Origin of the sequence: Actinomadura viridis, from assembly GCF_015751755.1 — a bacterium.
GTDB lineage: Bacteria > Actinomycetota > Actinomycetes > Streptosporangiales > Streptosporangiaceae > Spirillospora > Spirillospora viridis.
This window is the reverse complement of record NZ_JADOUA010000001.1, coordinates 7,857,963-7,875,357: the sequence shown is the minus strand read 5'-3', so window position 1 is coordinate 7,875,357 and position 17,395 is coordinate 7,857,963. Positions and strand designations below refer to the sequence as shown.

At 72.2% G+C, this 17,395-nt stretch carries 11 protein-coding genes; 4 read left to right on the top strand and 7 right to left on the bottom strand.

What is annotated here, in order from left to right; translation table 11 throughout:
* The first annotated feature begins 227 nt into the window (after positions 1-227).
* Complete coding sequence (locus IW256_RS35750) at positions 228-938, top strand: response regulator transcription factor (RefSeq protein WP_197015151.1); 711 nt, start codon at positions 228-230, stop codon at positions 936-938.
* Here IW256_RS35750 and IW256_RS35745 read toward each other — a convergent pair.
* On the bottom strand, positions 895-1,665 hold the full coding sequence (locus tag IW256_RS35745) for a hypothetical protein (RefSeq protein WP_197015150.1): 771 nt from the start codon (positions 1,663-1,665) through the stop codon (positions 895-897). The genes IW256_RS35750 and IW256_RS35745 overlap by 44 nt on opposite strands.
* Positions 1,666-2,177: 512 nt before the next feature.
* Between IW256_RS35745 and IW256_RS35740 the strand changes: the two genes are divergently transcribed.
* On the top strand, positions 2,178-3,074 hold the full coding sequence (locus IW256_RS35740) for a sigma-70 family RNA polymerase sigma factor (RefSeq protein ID WP_197015149.1): 897 nt from the start codon (positions 2,178-2,180) through the stop codon (positions 3,072-3,074).
* Between the two features lie 81 nt (positions 3,075-3,155).
* Here the strand turns inward: IW256_RS35740 and IW256_RS35735 are convergent, their stop codons facing one another.
* From IW256_RS35735 to IW256_RS35720, 4 genes are all read right to left on the bottom strand, one after another.
* Complete coding sequence (locus IW256_RS35735) at positions 3,156-3,827, bottom strand: hypothetical protein (RefSeq protein WP_197015148.1); 672 nt, start codon at positions 3,825-3,827, stop codon at positions 3,156-3,158.
* A gap of 4 nt (positions 3,828-3,831) precedes the next feature.
* Positions 3,832-4,155 carry a hypothetical protein gene (locus IW256_RS35730; RefSeq protein ID WP_197015147.1) on the bottom strand — a complete coding sequence of 108 codons (324 nt, stop codon included), beginning with the start codon at positions 4,153-4,155 and terminating at the stop codon, positions 3,832-3,834.
* A 31-nt stretch (positions 4,156-4,186) separates the two neighbouring features.
* Positions 4,187-5,446, bottom strand: coding sequence for a hypothetical protein (locus IW256_RS35725; RefSeq protein WP_197015146.1), 1,260 nt, complete (start codon positions 5,444-5,446; stop codon positions 4,187-4,189).
* A 91-nt stretch (positions 5,447-5,537) separates the two neighbouring features.
* Positions 5,538-6,080 (bottom strand): hypothetical protein, encoded by a 543-nt coding sequence (locus IW256_RS35720; RefSeq protein ID WP_197015145.1) that lies wholly within the window; start codon positions 6,078-6,080, stop codon positions 5,538-5,540.
* A 176-nt stretch (positions 6,081-6,256) separates the two neighbouring features.
* Between IW256_RS35720 and IW256_RS35715 the strand changes: the two genes are divergently transcribed.
* Positions 6,257-6,919 carry a hypothetical protein gene (locus IW256_RS35715; protein WP_197015144.1) on the top strand — a complete coding sequence of 221 codons (663 nt, stop codon included), beginning with the start codon at positions 6,257-6,259 and terminating at the stop codon, positions 6,917-6,919.
* A 173-nt stretch (positions 6,920-7,092) separates the two neighbouring features.
* Positions 7,093-10,770, top strand: coding sequence for an NlpC/P60 family protein (locus IW256_RS35710; protein WP_197015143.1), 3,678 nt, complete (start codon positions 7,093-7,095; stop codon positions 10,768-10,770).
* Positions 10,771-10,807: 37 nt separating this feature from the next.
* Here IW256_RS35710 and IW256_RS35705 read toward each other — a convergent pair whose 3' ends face one another.
* Both IW256_RS35705 and IW256_RS35700 read right to left on the bottom strand, forming a co-directional pair.
* Positions 10,808-14,764, bottom strand: a complete 3,957-nt coding sequence (locus tag IW256_RS35705; protein ID WP_197015142.1) for an AAA family ATPase — start codon at positions 14,762-14,764, stop codon at positions 10,808-10,810.
* On the bottom strand, positions 14,749-17,274 hold the full coding sequence (locus tag IW256_RS35700) for an ATP-binding protein (RefSeq protein ID WP_197015141.1): 2,526 nt from the start codon (positions 17,272-17,274) through the stop codon (positions 14,749-14,751). The genes IW256_RS35705 and IW256_RS35700 overlap by 16 nt, the downstream gene beginning before the upstream one ends.
* Between the last annotated feature and the right edge of the window lie 121 nt (positions 17,275-17,395).

Here is a 17,395-nt window from a genome sequence, read left to right as displayed (position 1 = left end):
CCGCCCCCGTGCGGTCGAGGAGGCGGGCGCGGGCGACCGGCGGCGGCCCGCCGGCCCGGCCGACCTGGATCATCGGCCGGGATCGACGCGGTGGTAGGGCGATTCGGTCATACCGAAACCACCCAGAATGATCAGCGAGATGGCTGCGCTGTACCAGAGTCGGGGCATTATCGCACTTCACCCTCGTATCACCTTCGATCGAAGATCCATCCGGATAGCATCGGGTTATGGCACGGGTATTGGTGGTGGACGATGACCCGCGGCTGGTAAAGGTGGTCGGGAAACTGCTGCGCAAGCGTGGCCACCAGGTGGAATCGGCGCCCAACGGCGAACTGGCCCGTCAGGCGCTGCGCCGCGGCGACATCGAGATCGCGTTGCTGGACGTCAACCTCCCGGACATCAACGGCCTGTCGCTCGTCTTCCAGCTGCGCGAGGAAGGGAACAACACACCGCTGATCCTGCTCACGGTCCGCACCGACGTGCACGACCAGGCGCTGGGGCTGCGGCTCGGCGGCGACGACTACATCGCCAAGCCGTTCAACCCCGAGGTGCTCCTGGCCAGGATCGAGGCCGTGCTGCGGCGCAGCGCGGAGAGCGCGCCCCGGCGGGCCGAGGGCGCGCGCGGCGACCGGCTGGAGATCCCGCCCCTGCTGATCGACCTCACCGCCCGGCAGGTGTACAAGGACGGGGTGGCGGTGCGGCTGGCCCCCATGGAGTGGGCCGTCCTGGAGTTCCTGGTGACCAACCGCGGCAGGGCGGTGTCCAAGGAGGAGCTCATGCTGGACGTGTGGGGCACCAGCCAGGGCGTCTCCCGGACGCTCGCCGAGCATGTCTCCCGGCTGCGCCGCAAACTCGGCGAGGGCCTGATCGAGACCCAGACAGGGTACGGATACCTCATTCCCTCGGCTCCTGGGCGTTTCGCAGCCACAGGTCGGTGACGAGGGCGTTCTCCCCCTCCAGCCGGCACCACATCTGGTGGCTGCGCGCCTGCATGACCGCGCGCCAGCGGGCCAGCCCGAGGTCGGCGCCGATCCCGTTCCGCGCGCCGGTCGGCCAGGGCATGCCGACCCTCGTCCGCGCCTTCTCCAGGTCCGGCCGGGCCAGGTCGCCGGAGACCGACCGCACGGTGTGGACGGTGAAGTCCCCCCGCCGCCGCGCGGAGACCTGCTGGCGGGCGGGCCGGCCGAGCAGCGCGGCATGGGTGCGGACGGTGTCGGCCACGATCAGGTCCGCGATGTCGTCGGGCGCCCGCGCGCCGTCCAGGTCGGTGAGCAGCCCGGCGAGCCCCTCGATGGCCGAGCCGAGCAGGCTCGCGTCCTCGCCCAGCTCGCGCGAGACCGCCTCGCCGAGCAGCCCGGCCGTCACCGAGGCGATGGTGAGCTCGCCCGCCATCCGGTGGGCCAGCCCCCGGGCGAACCGGTCGTGCCACGGCTCCGGGTCCTGCCACGGTTCCGGATCCGTCCCGCCCGGACCGATGATCAACGCCGTCGTCCCGTCCAGCGGGACCGCGGTGAGCGGCCCGCAGGTGAACGTGGACCGCCAGCTCAGGGCCTGCCCCGCGGCGACGAGCGAGTCCCGGTCCAGGGGCGCCCCGTCGTCGCTGGTGAGGTCTTCCACGCGGCCGGGCGGGATCCCCGCCCGCGCGCGTACGAGCACGTGCCGCATCGGTTCACGCCACCCCGGGAGGCCCGCCGAGATCGCTCAGGATCGTTCGCACCGTCATGGTTCCTCTCGTGTCGCGGGCGGGCCGTGACCTCGCCTGGTCGTCCCGAACATTAGGCGCACGCGCCCTGACCTCTAAAGTCCGCCCGCCGGTGAATCGGCAACCCCGCCGCCGCGGATCCGTCGGCGCGTCCGGGGCCGCACACCGGGAGCACACAAGATGATCACTGCGAATCCAACAACGATTCCAAGGATGATCAATTCTTTGTCAACGGACTTGCCGATTCTCCCCCGGGCCAAACGGTCGGGCGCGGGCGCCGTACGGATTCCCGATGGATCTCATCTGGGCGTTCACCGGCGCGCGGGTGCGCCGGCTCACGTTCCGTGTCGGTGAGGGCACCAGCGGTTTCCGTTGAACGGCCTTGGATGCGTGTCAACAGTCCCTTTTCCAGCCGAACCGTTATCCGCGCTCCCCACATCGAAGTCGCCAGAGGACGACGATCAAGGGGAGAGGGATGCACATCGCGCAGCCGAGCAGTGACGAGGGCTCCGCCACCGGCCGGTTCCGGACCCGCAACGACGATCTCTTCGTCCGCCGCAGGGAGCTCCAGGAACGGCTGGCCGCCCTGCGCGCCGAGGTCGACGCGGGCACGGCCGACACGCGCACCGAACTCGCGCTGCGCCGTGCCGAGCGCGAGTTCGAGGACCTCACCCACGAGATCGTGATCGTGAACTACGGGCTCGTACGCCGTTACGCCTCCATGTTCACCTCCAAGTCCACCGAGCACCGGGAGGACTTCGAGAGCGCGGGCAAGGTCGGGCTGATGTGGGCGATCTCCTCTTACGACCCGGCGAGGGGCCCGTTCTCGAGCTGGGCGTTCAAGCCGATCCAGCGCGAGGTGCTCAGGGCGGTCCGGGACGCCGACCATCCCAACCTCAACCTCGGCGACTTCGAGAAGCGCCCGGTCATCCTGGAGGCCGAGCGGGCGTTCCTGGAGGAGGCCGGGCCGGACGCCCCCACCGACCACGCCGACATCGCCAGGCGGGCGGGCGTGACCGAGGCCCAGGTCCGCCGCGTCCTCGACCCGCCCGGGCTGGACAGCCTGCAGGCGCCGCCCAAGGGGCAGGGCGAGGGCGTGGTCCCGTGGGAGGAACGCCTGGCCGACCCGTCCCGGGCCCTGGAGGACGAGGTGCTGCTCCGCCTGAGCCTGCGCGCCGTCACCGACCGCGGGCTGCCGAGCCTCGACGCCCGCGAGCAGTACGTGCTGACCCGGCGGTTCGGGCTGGACGGCGAGCCGGAGCAGTCGCTCCGGGGCATCGGCGAGCAGCTCGGGCTGTCCCGCGAGGGAGTGCGGCAGATCCAGCAGAAGGCGCTGGCCAAGCTCGACCACACCATCGCGGACGCGGTCTGAACGGCTGCCGCCCCGCCCGCGCGGCGGGCACGCCCCCTCGCCCGGAGAGCCCGGAGAGCCCGGAGAGCCTGCGGGACGGGATCAGGCGCGGGTGCGCAGCCGCTCCCGGCGGGCCCGCTCGGCGTCGGCGCGGCGCGGGGTGGGCCGTCCCTTCGGCGCTCGCGGATCGTGCCGCCGCGCCGGCGTCCCGCGGCCGGTCCGCCGGCGCAGCCCGTCCCGCAGTGCCCTGACCCCGTCGGCGCCCTGATCCGACGCGTCGCGGAGCACGCCCCGGACGGCCCGGTAGATCCCGAGCGTCATCCCGGCGAGCCCGAAGTTCACCACCGCGGCCAGGCCCGCCACCTGCCCCCAGGCGGCGGCCTCCTTCACCCCGCAGCGGCCCGTGCTGAACAGCTCGCCGGGACACTCGCCCGGGACCATGACCGCCAGCGCCCCCGCCACCGCGGCGACGGCGCACAGCGCGGCGGCGGCGGTGAACCGGCCGATCCGTTCCTTCCAGCGGCGGTGGAGCCGCACGTTCACCCGGACGACCGCGGCGGCGGCGAGACCGGCGGCGCCGGCGGTGATCAGGTCCGCGGCTCCGAAGCGGAGCGTGCCCTCGTACCCGAAGACGAGCAGCGCCAGCGAGCACGCCGCCAGGGCCGTCCCCAGCAGCGCGATGATCCCGGCTTCGGCCGCCGCCGCGCGAGGGTCGACGCGCACCCGCCGCCGCTCCTCGGGCGGGGCGCCGCGCTCACTCTTCTCCCGGGGCATCGCGTCAGTCGGAGCCGATGATCTGGTCGATGCTGGAGAAGATCTTCCCGGTGATGTTGCTCATCGCGTTCACGCCGTCCATGGTGAGGTTCAGGTTGAACAGCAGGCCGCCGATGAGCAGGCCGAAGGTGAGCGCCTTGAACGCCTCGCCCGGCCTCCCGCGGCCGATGCCGCTGACCATCCTGAAGATGGCGATCACCACGATGACGATCGCGAGGGCGCCGCAGATCGCCACCAGGGCCTCACCGGCCGGCGAGTCCAAGAAGCTGTTGGCGCCCTCCTCACCGATCGGCGCCGCGAGAACACCGAGCGACTGTGGAATCGACATGTTGCTTCCCTCCATATATGGGAGCTTCCGTTCAGGAGCCCAGGGCGTTGTAGTAGGGCTCGAGCTCCGCCGCGGAGCCGGCCGGCCCCCAGGCGAGAATCGGGGGCTGCGCTCCGCTCCGCGCTCCCACCAGCAGGTCGAAGTCAGCGAAGGTGGTGAACCGTTGCTCGCCGCCGTTCCTGCCAGGGACCGTGCCGCCCGGGGCCGCTCTGGCAAGCAGGACCCGCACCCGGACGATGAGGTGCCCGTTCGCGGCCTTGATCGCCGACATGATCTGCACGGCCCGGCCCGACTCCGGCAGGGTGAACCCGGACAGGCCCACGTAACGGTGGTCGCCGTTCTGGTCGCCGGTGACGGCGAGCAGACCGGCCGAGTCACCGGTCGCGTAGGCCTTCGCCCACAGCAGGATCTGGTTCTTCGTCGCGTCGCTGACCTCCACGGTGAGGCCGCGGTAGTTGGTGTAGTCGCCCCTGCCGCCCACCTCGCCGGCCCCGCGCTTCCAGATCGAGAAGGCGGGTGCCGCCGCCAGGCGCGGGCCCTTGGGGTCGAGCAGCACGGGGACGTCCAGCTGGAGCACGTTCGAGGGCGGGGTGTCCGTTCCCTCCACACCGCCGCCCCCGCCCGGGGAGGGGGACGGGGAAGGCGACGCACCCGGCGTGGCGCCGCCTCCGGAGGGCGCCCCGGACGGAGCCCCCGACGGTGCACCGGATGGAGGCGGGGTGGCCTGCCGGGCCGCCGCCGGGCTCACCGGTGACTCGGTAGGGGTTCCCCGCGTGCCGGGAGTCCTCGGAGCGGCCGGTGAACGTCCCGGCGCCGGGGTCCCCGAGGTCTGCGTGCCCGGAGCCTGGGTGGGCGCGCCGGCGGCGCCTTCCAGGACGACGAGGAAGTGATGGACCTCGAAGTCGGTGAAGCCGAGCTTCTCCGACCCGAAGTGCTGGGGGCTGAACCCGACCCAGTTCAGCGACCGGTAGGCCAGGGGGGCGTTACGCCCGGCGGGGGCCTGCTCCATGGCCTCCTCGGGGTCGAAGGAGTCGGCGCGCGGCACGTTCTGCTGCTGGCCCGCCAGGTGGTTCACCGCCGCCATGTGCGCCAGGTCCCGGCCCTGCGGGTCGACCTTGGAGAGGTCGGGTTCGGAGCTCCCGTCCGCCAGCGCGATGACCACCGCGACGACGCTCAGCCCCGACGCGAGGAAGAGCGCACCCAGGACCCTCCTGGCGCGCTTGCGGGCCGTCGGCTCGTCGGAACGCCGCGCGGGCACCATGGTGAAGCGGGTGGGTGACTGTTCCGGCATGGTCCTCTCCGAAGATGCGGCGCGTCCGAAGGTGCGGCGCGCGCTTGCGGCAAGACCGTTCGGCGGTCGTGCGGATGCGCAAGGGCCGAGGTCAGGTACGCCGGCGCCCGCGCGGGCCGCGGCGGCCGGGCTGCCGGGCCGACAGCCGCTCCGCGCCGGGGATCTCCTGGAGCGGCAGGCCGCGCTCGTCCCAGCGGACGGCGTCCACCGGCACACCGCCCGGCAGCATCCGGACGGTCCCGGCGGCGGTGCGGCGCAGCGGGGCGATGCCCACGTAGAGCCGGACGGGCCGGCCGTCGACGACGAGCTTGCGATCGCGGCTCCCGCTGATCTGCAGCCCCAGCCACTTGGCCAGCGACTCCCCCCGCAGCGGTGAGAAGTTGACGGCCGCCCAGCCGATCGCTCCGCCCAGGACCGGGCCGTACATCAGCGCCTTCAGCCCGGGACCGAAGATGAAGAAGGAGACGAGGAAACCCAGCAGGCCCCCCGCGGCGATCGCCGCGAGCGCGGTCAGCCTGACGGTACGGGGCAGCGCGATGTCCCGGTTCAGGCTGCCGATCACGGCCGGCGGCGGCTTCAGCATGTTGGTCGCGGCCAGCATCACCGGCCCTCGCACGAGGTCGTCGTCGCTCACGTCTGAGACTGTGCGCGGTCGCGCCCCGGCCGCCAGCACCGTTCGCGGCCCGGTTGGCTGCCGTGTGGACGACCCGCGTTCGCGGGCCCGTTCGCGGGCCCCGTTCGCGGGCCCCGTTCGCGGGTCGCAGGCGCCCGCCGGTTGCTCCGCGCGCTCCGAAGGCGACAGTCAACGGCATGCCGAAGATCACAGATTACGTCCGCGCGGGCTTTCGGCGGCGCCGGCGCCCGTGGCACCACACCGAGCTGCCCGAGTGGTGGGACGTCGCGGTGTGGGTGGGGGGCGTCGGCGTCATCGCGCTGCTGGTGCTCAGCGCCCTGTTCGAGCGGGACGACCCCTCCGCCGGGCCCGCCGCCGGCGGCGGTGGCGCGCCGCGGTACGTGGTCCAGACCCTGGATCCCCGCGGCCCGAGCGCCACTCCCGGCCCGGGTGGCGGCGGGGCGTCCACCGCGCCCACGGGCTCCCCGCCGACGGGCTCCGCTCCGGCGGGCGTGTCGGCGAAGGACTTCACCGCCTCCGCCGCCGTGCGGGTTCCGGTGACCGGCGGCGGGACGACGGTCGTCCCGGCGGGGGCCCGGAACGTCGCGGCGGCCGCCGCCAGGGCCACGGCGACCGGGGACTGGGCCGGGATCCCGTTCATCGGCGCGGCGAGGCCCCCCGCCGCCCCCGCGCGGCCGGGATCGGTGGTGGGGACGCTCACCGTCGCCGACCCCACGGTGACCGGCAACGACCAGTACCGCTTCAGCGCGACGATCGCGCGGGACGGGACGGCCAGGCCCGAAGCCGTCCAGATCACGGTCGGGCGCGGCCCGTCCGGATACGCGATCCGGGCCGCCTGAGCAGCCACCTGAGCAGCCATCCGAGAGGCGCCTGAGAGCCGCCTGAGAAGGAGCGCCGCGACCGCTCCGGCGCCCCTTGCACCCGGCGCCGCCCGGCGGACGGTCATTCCCGATCACTCCGAGGCCGGGGATCCGAGGCCGGGAAACGACCGCAGATCTGAGCGAGGTGCCGTATGGACGAGGTGGACCGGAGCCCTCGGCGGCCGTCCGATTCGACGGCCGACCAGGCGCCCGCGGCCGACCCCACGCTGGATCTGCCGGAGGTCGTGCCCGGCGCGGAGGTGGACCCGCGTGCGCTCGCGGCGGCGCAGGCACCCCAGAACGCCGCCGACATCGTCGCCGAGCACACCTCGGGCGGGACCTACCAGGGCTCCCCCGGGGAGCAGGAGACGCGGTACGGCGCGGGTTCGCTGCCCGGCTACGTCCGGCCTTCGGGGGCGGCCAACCCGATCACCGGGCAGCGGGCGCTGGACGCGGCCACGGGGGCGGGTGGCGAACCGGAGACGGAGACCACCGAGGAGGGCGTCGCCGCGAAGCCGGCGAACGCGCGTAAACGGCCCCTGGGCGGTCTCACCGAGAGGGCGGAACGGGCGGGGGTGAACTCCGCCCTGTCCTCGGCGGCCGGGCACCTGGCGGACGAGGGCATGCGCAGGGGCGGCCAGGCGGCCGACCAGGTCGTCCGCCTGGCCGCCAACCGCTACGCGCCCGGTGTCTACGACGCCGTCAAGAACTCCCGTCTCGGCCGGCGTGGACTGGACTGGGCCGAGGGATCACGCCTGGGCGGGAAGCTGCCGAAGTCGTTCTGGAACGGTTTCCGGGGCGACGGCAAGAAGGGTAAGGGCGGCAAGCAGAAGGCCAAGGGCTCGGGTTCGGGAGAGGGGTCGAGCCGCGGCAAGTACAAGGTGACGATGGCCGTCGCGGTGAAGGTGCTGGTCCCCTTCGTCTGCGTGCTGCTGTTCTTCGCGATGATCATGGGCTTCGAGGCGACGGACGGCGACACGCAGGTCCAGCCGGAGGACGCCTCGGACGCCGAGGTCGCCAAGTACTTCCCCGAGGGGTGGCAGCGGATCCTCCAGCAGGCGTCGGACAAGGCGGCGGCGTCCGGCGCGGAGGACTTCGCCACCGTCCCCTGGACCGTCCTGGCCGGCATCGCCGCGACGCAGACCGACTTCGCCCGCTACAGCCCGTACGACAACATCGACCGCGACCCCGGGCGCACCGCGACGGCGGTTCCCCGGGGCGGCGGCACCGGCGGCGAGGGCGGCGACGTCGAGGACGTCGCCAACACCGGCGGCGCCGGGCCCGGGCCGATCTCCGGCGTCAGCGGCGCGGGCTCGACGGCCACGGTCGGCTCCGGCCACCCCGGGCCGCCCTCGGGCGACCTGAGCCACCAGATGGGCTGGTTCCTGTACGCGCTGCGGATGCACGAGTCGGGCGGGAACTACACGTCGGGCAAGGGCAAGGGCGGGGCCTGCGGCGCCTACCAGTACATGAACGGCACCTGGAACAACTACGGCGGGCGCCGGACGGCCTGCGACGCCCCGCCGAGCATGCAGGACCGCCGTGCCCGCGAGGACGTCATCGACAGGTGGCAGCGGTACAAGAAGTGGCAGCAGGTCGCCGTCGCCCACTTCTACCCAAAATGGGCGAACTCGCCGGAGAACTGGGACCGTTGCCCGGCCGCCTGCCATGTCAACCCGACGGTCTGGGAGTACGTCGACGACGTGATGGACCGCATGCAGAAGATCTCCCAGCGGTACCCGGCCACGGCGGCGGCCACGCCCACGACCGAGCCCGCGTCGTTCCGGTGGGGGTCGCCGGGCCGCGAGGAATCGGACGACCAAGGGGCGGAGGTCCAAGGGTCGGAGGTCCAAGGGTGGGTCGCCCGCGGTGCGAACGGCCGCGGCCGGGGTGTGAGCGCCGGGTCGTTCGCCGGCGGCTGCGCCGTCGCCGACCCCGACCCCGACATCGGCGGCAAGGACGGCCAGGGTTCCGGACCGTTCCTGCTCAGCCCGGCGGCGGCGGGCCAGATGCGGCTCATCGGCCTGGATCCCCAGAACCCGTGCGACTCCGCGGAGTTCACCGCGCGCCAGCTCGCCACCGCGGCCAAGCGCGTGCACGCCGACCCGGACGCTCCCGAGTGGAAGGCCAACGGGAAGGCTGCCGACCAGGAGAACGCCCGGAAGTACTGGGGGAAGGTCATCGAGGCCTCGGGGATCTTCGTGGACCGCAGCGCCGACCCCGACGCGCCCTGCGCGGTGCCGCCGCCGGACGACCCCGAGAAGCCGTGGTCGGTCAGCTTCAAGATCATCTCCATCTGGCGCTGCGAGACCACCCGCATGCCGGAGCTCTACCTGGTCACCGGCGGCGAGTACCAGGGCGACGAGTTCAAGTACACCGTCGAGACCGACCGCACCGCCGCCACCCGGACCCTGGTCAACGAGGCCATGTCGGTCAGCTACGGGGCGAGCCGCTGGAAGACCGACAAGTGCGACGACGGCGCCGACGGCCGCCAGGGCGTGTTCCCGATGACCAAGGAGGAGGCGCGCGCCGCCGGGGTGGACGACCGGTGCGACGTCGACGCGAACATCGCCGGCGCCGCCGAGCTGGTCCTCTCCGTGGAGCGCGTCCCCCCGAAGGAGCGCCCGTCCGACCTGGGCGTCTTCCAGCCGATGGTGGGCGGCTGGCAGAAGCTCGGCATCGCCATGGGCACCGACCTCGAACTCTTCTCGCTGGTCGGGCCGGGGCAGGGATTCTCGGCGTCGGACGCCTGCACCCAGGTGATGACCCGGTTCCTGACCGCGATCGCCCCGCACGCCAAGGAGTTCGCCAAGCTGAAGGAACCCCCGGGGACCGACGCGGTGTACGGCGAATGGCTGCCCAAGCTGACGGCCCTGGAGGAGGCGCACGGCCTCACCGATCCGGGCGACGACCCCGCCTGCCGGATCGGGTCCTGGTCCCCCGGGTACAACGCCGCGCTCGCCCAGATCGCCACGGGCCTGGCCGACGGTGGCGCGAACACCGCCAACCTCAACGGCCTGGGCGAGTACTACCAGGGCAGGGAGGACGCCAACCGGGAGACCGAGCCGGTCCTCGGCGAGGACACCCTGGTCGTCCCCAGGCTGGCGCTGCGCCCGCTGAAGCCGATCGGGGCGCCGGTCGCCCCCGACGCCACCGAGGCGTGGTCCCGGCTCGGCTCCAGCGCCGGGGTGCCCCTCCCCCTCAGCCAGGTCGCCGTCGAGTACGCCTGGTTCTTCGGCGGTGTCATCGCCCCGTTCGACAGCGCCGGCAAGCTGATCGGCTCCCTCGCCGAGGGCCAGGGGACGACGGCCGACTCCGGCGCGACGCAGGTGACGATCGGGCCCGACGGCTGCCCCGAGAACGCTCGCGGGAACACCCTCCGGCATGGCTCCGCCGCGATCGGCATCCACAAGCTGTGCGTCGACTCGGTCGCCCAGGCCCGCACCCCGGAGGCCGCGAAGGCCATCAAGTGGGCGCTGGCCAATCTGAACCTGCCGTACTGCATGTGCGTCCCCGAACGCAACCAGGACAACTTCGCCGACTGTTCCAGCTTCGTGTCCAAGGCCTACCGGAACAGCGGGGCGATCCCGAACCTCTACCAGGGCAACGCCCCGACGACCGACACCCTGCGGAACGTCCGCTGGACGCACCAGATCCCGCTCAGCCAGGCGAAGCCGGGCGACCTGGTGGAGCCGCACCCGGGGCATGTGGCCATGCAGCTGACGCACGGATACATGGTGCACACCAACACGCGCAAGGACGTCTCCCGCGTCGAACGCGCCTACAGCTCCGCCTACTGGGTCGGCTGGGTCGACGCCACGAAGGTCTGACACACCCGCGGCGGCGCCCAGGCGCACGGAGGCCGCGCTAGCGGCGGAACATCTCCCTGAGCAGTTCGCGGACGTTGACCGGCCTGTCCGCCGACATGCGGGGGTCGGTCCGGGCCAGCAGCCGGTTGTGCTCGTACTCCCGCCGCGCGTCCTCCAGCCTGTCGATCATCTCCTGGTTCTCGGCGTCCGCGCGGCCGGCCCGGTTCGTGATCGCCCGCCTCAGCTCGTCGAGAGCGTCGGTGACGTCCTGGGCGTTCCGCGAGTTCTCCGGGTTGCGGTAGATCGCTCCGGTCAGCTTGTCGATCACCTCGTGCCAGTCGTCCATGTCCCGCTGCGTCTGCCTGGTGAGACGCTCGGCGGCCCGCTTCAGGTCCGAGGCGTCCATCCCCGAGCCCGGATCGGCCAGGCGCACCCGCAGCTCGCCCATCTCGCAGACGTCGCGCGCCAGGGAGACCTGGTCGAGCGCGTCGCGGAGCTGCGCGGCCACATGGTCGATGTCCTGGGCGCCCTGCTGGTTGCGCCTGGTCATCCGGTCGAGTTCACGCTCGAAGTCGCCGACGGCCATGGCGGCCTGGCGGCTGTAGAGATCCTGGGTGTCCGCGATGTACCTCTGCATCTGGCGGATCTGCTGGTCCAGCCTCTGCTGGAGCTGCCCGGCCGTTCCGGAGGAGCCGTCGGGCATCTCCACTTCGAGGTCGGTGAAGGCCCTGCCGATGTCCCGGTGCGCGTCGGGCATCCCGGTGTTCAGCAGCGACTCCACGTCGCGCAGGTAGACCTGGTCGAGGTTGGCCGCCTGGCCGCGCACCCATTCCCGGGACGTGGCCACGGCGGCGTCCTCCGACCGGCGGGCGGTGATGATGATCCTCGAGAGCTCCGGGTCGCGGGCGCCCGAGATGAACGCCGCCACCCGCTCCCGCACCTCGGGAACGCGCGTGTCGTACCCGTGCGCGGCGAAGACGTCGACGACCTCGCCGTCGTCGGTGACGTAACCGCGTTCCCGGAGCTGCGCGGTGAGCCTCGCGACGTACATGTCGTCGTTCTCCTCGACGCCGTCGACCATCTGGCGCCGCAGCGTGTAGCGATCCAGGTAGTGAACCGGATGGGAGGCCTGCTCCACGCTGGTGCCCTGCGCGAAGACCCGCTGCCCGGACCTCTTGTCGACGAGGACGGGAACGGGCATGACCAGGCCGTGGTCGCCCATCATGAACTGATCCGGTGCGAGACCCGTCCGGTCCGCCATCTCCCTGAGCGCCCTGGCCCTCTCGTCCTCGCTGGCGAACCCGGCGAAGTCGGGGTTGACCCCGCCCTGGTACCCCCCTCCCCACTGCCGGGCACGGAGCATGTCCAGCCCGTCCTCGGTGTGCTGAGCCACCAGGTTGCGCTGCTCCGCGGCGTCACTGACCCGGATGATGTTGCGGTGCCAGTCATCGGCCTGCCGCAGGCCGGTCCGGGCGCTCTTGGCCATCGGGATCCCCGCCGCCGCGCCCGCCGCCAGGCCCGACTCCTCGTCGTCGCCGCCGGCGCCGCCGCGCCACCTGGCGCCGATCGCGTCCCCCGCGGCCTGGCCGCCGCGCAGGGCCGCGGCGCCGCCGGTGAACGCCATCAGCGGGAGCGTGGCCAGCACGGACGGCGGTGCCATCACGGTGAGCCCGGCCATGCCCGCGGTGAGCCCGGCGTACGCCGCCGCGCGCTGGGCGGGCGTCCCCGAGGCGGCCCTCCGTTGCAGGGACTGGGTCCCTCTCAGCAAGGCCGCGCGGCCGGCTTCGTACCTGTCCCGGGTCCAGTCGGTGAGCGGCCGGGCGGCCCGTTTCATCCCCCGTCCCGCCAGGCCGGCCATCCCCCGGGTGGCCGCGTTGTTGACCAGGCGCCGCTGCAACGAGCGTTCGTCCAGCGCGCCGAGCCGCATCTTCCCCACCCCGACCTGGCCGAGCGCCCTGGACACGCGCTCACCCGGGTTGCGCGACAGGCGCGGGTCGCCGCTGGCCCGCAACGCCGCGGCGGCGGCGAAGCCCATCGCCCCCGTCGTGGTGGAGATGTCCCCCATGCCGAGGATCTTGCTGAGCCTGCGGAACAGGTAGAGCGCGACCAGCGGAGCGGCCCCCTGCGCCACCTGCTCGAAGAAGTTCGGCGCGTTGGAGCCGACGGTCTGGTCGATGGCACCGTAGGTCGTGTCGATGAACATCGTCAGCAGCGTCAGCGCGAAGGTGAAGTAGAAGTCGCCGGCCGCGGCGGCGCCGGTCAGCTTGATCAGTCTCATCCCCTGCGGCAGCCCCAGGCCCAGGAGCAGCATCGTCACCGGGAGGATCATCACCAGCCCCGCCAGGGCCACGCTGCTGACCGTGAGGCCGATCGACATGGGGCCGAGCACGAAGAGGAAGACGAACGAGACGATCATCGAGACGAGGCCCTGGGTGAGCCGCTCGGCCTGGTTGGCACCGAGCCACGCGCTGGCGAAGTCCCAGCTGTAGCGGCAGGCCGCCTCGGTGGAGACGCAGTTCCCCAGCTTGTCCCTCAGCTCGTCGCCGCCGTTGAAGTAGAAGGTGTCCAGAACGGACGTCAGCATCCACCCGTGCGCGGACAGGCTGGTGTTGAAGGAATCGGAGCCGTAGAGCACACCACAGGCACGGGCCTTGTTGTCCATGTCGGTGGCTTTGTCCCACTGGAGAGTCGTGCGCTCGCTCCCCCGGCCGTCGTCGTTGGCCTTGCAGGCGCCCCAGGCGACGGCGATCACCTGTTCGCCGTCGCGCGGGGAGATGAAGTACCCGCGCAACATGCTGTATTTGGTGGTGCCGAGGGCGTTGCCGGTCGAGAGGTCGTAGGCGTCCATCTTCGTCTGGATGGGCACCTCGGCGTGCGCCTCGAGCAGCCGGCAGGACGCGTGAGCGGGTGAGGGGAACTCCTTGGTCCCCTCCCCGAACTGCGCGGTCTGCCAGGAACGGACGAGCGAGATCTCCCAGATCTTGCTCAGCTGGACCATCGTCTGGCGGCCGTCCCTGAGCGCGGTGTCGGCGTTCTCCTCCCGGTACTTGTTGTAGAGCGCCTCGTCGAGGGCCGCGCAGGTGACCGGCCCCGCGCCGCCCTCCGGATAGTTGTCGTAGAAGACGGGGTTCGCTTGCCCGTCCCGGGTGAACCGGCCGAACTCCTGGAGGTCGTACAGGGAGTTGGACGCGGTGCTGAACCAGCCCTGCACCGTCGCGGCCATCCACGGCAGCGTGTAGCGCCCCGTCGGGTTGTTCTGGTTCTTGTCGGACTGGTCGCCGATGAAGAAGACCATGCCGGTCGCCGCCAGGAACACCGCGATCAGGCGCAGCGCGGAGGCGGGACCGCGCCGCCCGCCGCCGGTCCAGCGCTTGACCGCCGCCATCAGGACGAACAGCCAGGCCGGGATCAGGAACCAGGACGCGTACAGGGACATGGCCCGCCCGACGGAGTTGATCGGCCCCGCCGCCCCGCAGATCATGTCGAACGTGTAGCTGAAACCCATGAGGGTCCCGATGATCCGCCAGGCCAGGCCCGCCGCCATGAACATCAGGCTGGCGATCATCGAGACGAACAGCCGGGTCTTGATGATCCAGGAGTTGTCCACGACGAAGAGCTCGAACGACGTCCACCGGTTCAGGGGCAGGTAGTCCCGCCGCTCGTCGTAACCGGTGCAGGCGTTGGAGTCGACGTAGGTCTCCTGGGGCGGAGGCGGCGCCGCGAGCACGCCGCCGGCGGCGCCCCGGGGGTTCGGCGCGGCCGCCGCGAGCACCGTGCCCCCGGCGTTCGAGGCGTTCGGGGCGGCGGACGCGGGGGTCGGGGGCGGCGCGGACGCCTCCGTCCGCATCGCGAAGCCCTCGGCCTGCCCGGACAGGAGCGCCAGGCCGCAGAACACGGTGAGCACCAGGGCCCAGACCACCAGCTGGGGTCCGCGGCGCGGCCCCTCGCGGTCCGGCGGGCACGGGTCCGGCCGCGTGCTGGGCCGTGTGCTGCGCCGTTTCAGTCGACGAGCCATGGATCCGTCTCCTCCCGCGACTCGGCGGCGGCCACCGCGGCCTCGTGCTCGGCCCGCTCGGCCCGCTCGCGCTGCGCCCGCCGTTCCTCGCGCCTGCGGCGGTCCTCGGGGTTGGTGCTGTACGCCTCGGCGGCGTCGGGGGGTGTGGGGCCGAGCACGACCTGGGCGTGCCGGCCGGACAGGTCACGGAAGATGCCGCGGGCCCAGCGGGCGGGCCGGTCGTTCTCCGCCGGCAGCGGGCCGAACTCGCGGATCTCGGCGAGCCGTTCGGGGGTCGGCTGCAGGCCGCACAGGCTCAGCGCCGTCTCCGCCTCCTTCTTCTCGTTCAGCTTCAGCACCAGCACGCGGCTGAGATAGGACTCCAGGTCCTTGGTCACCACGTCGGCGATCCGCTGGGTGAGGAACACCGGCAGGATGTTCAGCGACCGGCCCTCCCGGGAGATGCGCTGCAGCGACGCCAGCCCCTCGGCCTGCGACAGGAAGGTCCACGCCTCGTCCACGATCAGAACCCCGGACCGGTTGGCGATGAGGATCTCCAGCGACGCCCGGATGACCAGGCGCACCGCGGCCAGCGCGATCCGTTCCGACACCGAGTACTCGCTCGGCGTCTTCCCCTCGGGCAGGCCGAGGTCGCGGTCGAAGTCGACCAGGGTGAGCCGCTGCGTCACGTCCAGGCGCGGCAGCGGCCTGAGCGCGACGCCGAGGGAGAAGATGGTGGACGCCTCCATCTGCTGCTCCACCAGCCCCCGCACCCGGTCCGCGTCCTCACCGGGGACGTACTTCAGGGCGTCCCAGACGCAGCGCGCGCCGTTGAGCGCGCCGCGCTTCAGTCCCGAACCCAGGGCCAGCCGCTCCGACAGCGTCAGCCCGTCCCGGGAGTCGTCCAGCGCGGACAGGATGTGCACGTTGGCGATCTCGGCCGCGATGGGCGGCGGCGCGTACCGGAACGGGTCGAAGGCCCCGGGGGTCTCCTCCAGCGCGGACATGGACACCCGCCCGGCGGGGATCCCGAGGCTCTGGACGTAGTCCACCATCCCGTACAGCGAGTCACCGCCCTTGGGGTTCACGAAGATCACCGGCAGGCCGTTCAGGGCGGACTGGGTGGCGACGGACTGGGCGAAGAACGTCTTGCCGCTGCCGGGGTCCCCGAAGATCCCGAAGACCGGTGGGAGGTTCTTGCGCGGGGCGCCGAGCGGGTCGACGAAGAAGGGCGTGCCGTCCGGGTCGATGAGCCCGCCGAACACGCCCGCGTCGTCGCCCAGGTCGGAGAACGACTGGAGTCCCGCGTGCGAGACCATCGGAACGTTGACGTCCTGGAGGAACGGGTTCACCCGGACCGAGGAGCAGGGCAGGGTCTCCTCCAGCGCCTGGATCTGCCGGTGCTCCAGGGCCTTCATCTGGATCCCGTAGTTCTGGGCGAGGAACTCCAGGTACGTCTGGGTGGCGTCGGTCACCTCCCGGGCCATGATGAGGCTGCAGTTGGCCAGCATCGGCTGGTTGGAGCCGGCGAGGTAGTCCTCGACCTCCTTGGCCTGCTGGAAGGTCTGGGACAGCTCCACCTTCTCCAGGTCCTGGGTCTTGCGCTCCTCCTCCATGTTCGCCATGATCCGGCGCTGCGCCCGGCGGGCCCGCGCCCGCGTCAGGTTCGGCGGCTCCAGCTCGGCCCGGATCGAGATGACGTGCGGGGCGTCCCCGGGATGGCTGATCGCGTCCAGAGCCCACTGGGCGTACGGGGAGGGCATGACCGGCTGGTCGAAGCGCATGACGGCGGCCATCTCCAGATCCCCGGTGCCGGGGATGGAGAGCCGGGTGGGCAGTTCCTCGATCACCGCGTCCGGGCCGCGCCCGAGGTTGTACCAGGACTCCAGCTGGTCGAACTCCTGCCGGGTCGGCATCTCCGCACCGGCCCGTTCGAAGATCGACGTGATGTGCTCGATGTCCCTCTGGTACGTGGCCAGATCGGGGATGTCCTCGGCCACGGACTCCCTCACCAGCTCCGTGACCGCCTTGAACATCGACAGGCCGCGCCTGGCGTCCTTCTCGGCCTCGGACACCTTGTTCAGCAGCGACGAGCGCAGCCGCAGGCCGACGAACAGGACGCGCTTGGGCGCCAGGAACCCGAAGGCGCCGGCCTGGTAGGCGCGCAGCTCCTCGGTGTTCTCCCGCGGCGGCGTGACGAGATCGTCCCAGGTGATCGAGACCAGGTGGACGTCCCGGTTGTTGGACAGGGTCGCCAGGCCCCCGAGGGGCTGCCGGGACGTCCCGCCCAGGTCGGTGAGGAGCCGGGCGAGCGGCGCGGCGAGTGACAGCTGTTCCTCGGGATCCTCCCACTTCATCGGCGAAAGGCGCATGGTGCGGTACATCCACACCTCGCCGTTGTGGCCGACGTAGATCCCATCGGCGGTCCGCCACGCGTAGGGGGTCGTCCACATGGTGGCGGTGTCGACCTCGGAACGCCCCGCGCGGCCGGTGCCGGTGAGTCGCTCGAACGCGGCCCTCAGGTTGGCCATTGGTGAATCTCCCCGGTTGTGTGTCGCTCCGGGGAGACAGTCCGGCATTGGGCGCTGGCGGCAGCGTCGATTGTCCGCACAGTTGCATCAGGAGGGCCGGCCGCCCGGCGGCCGGCCGACG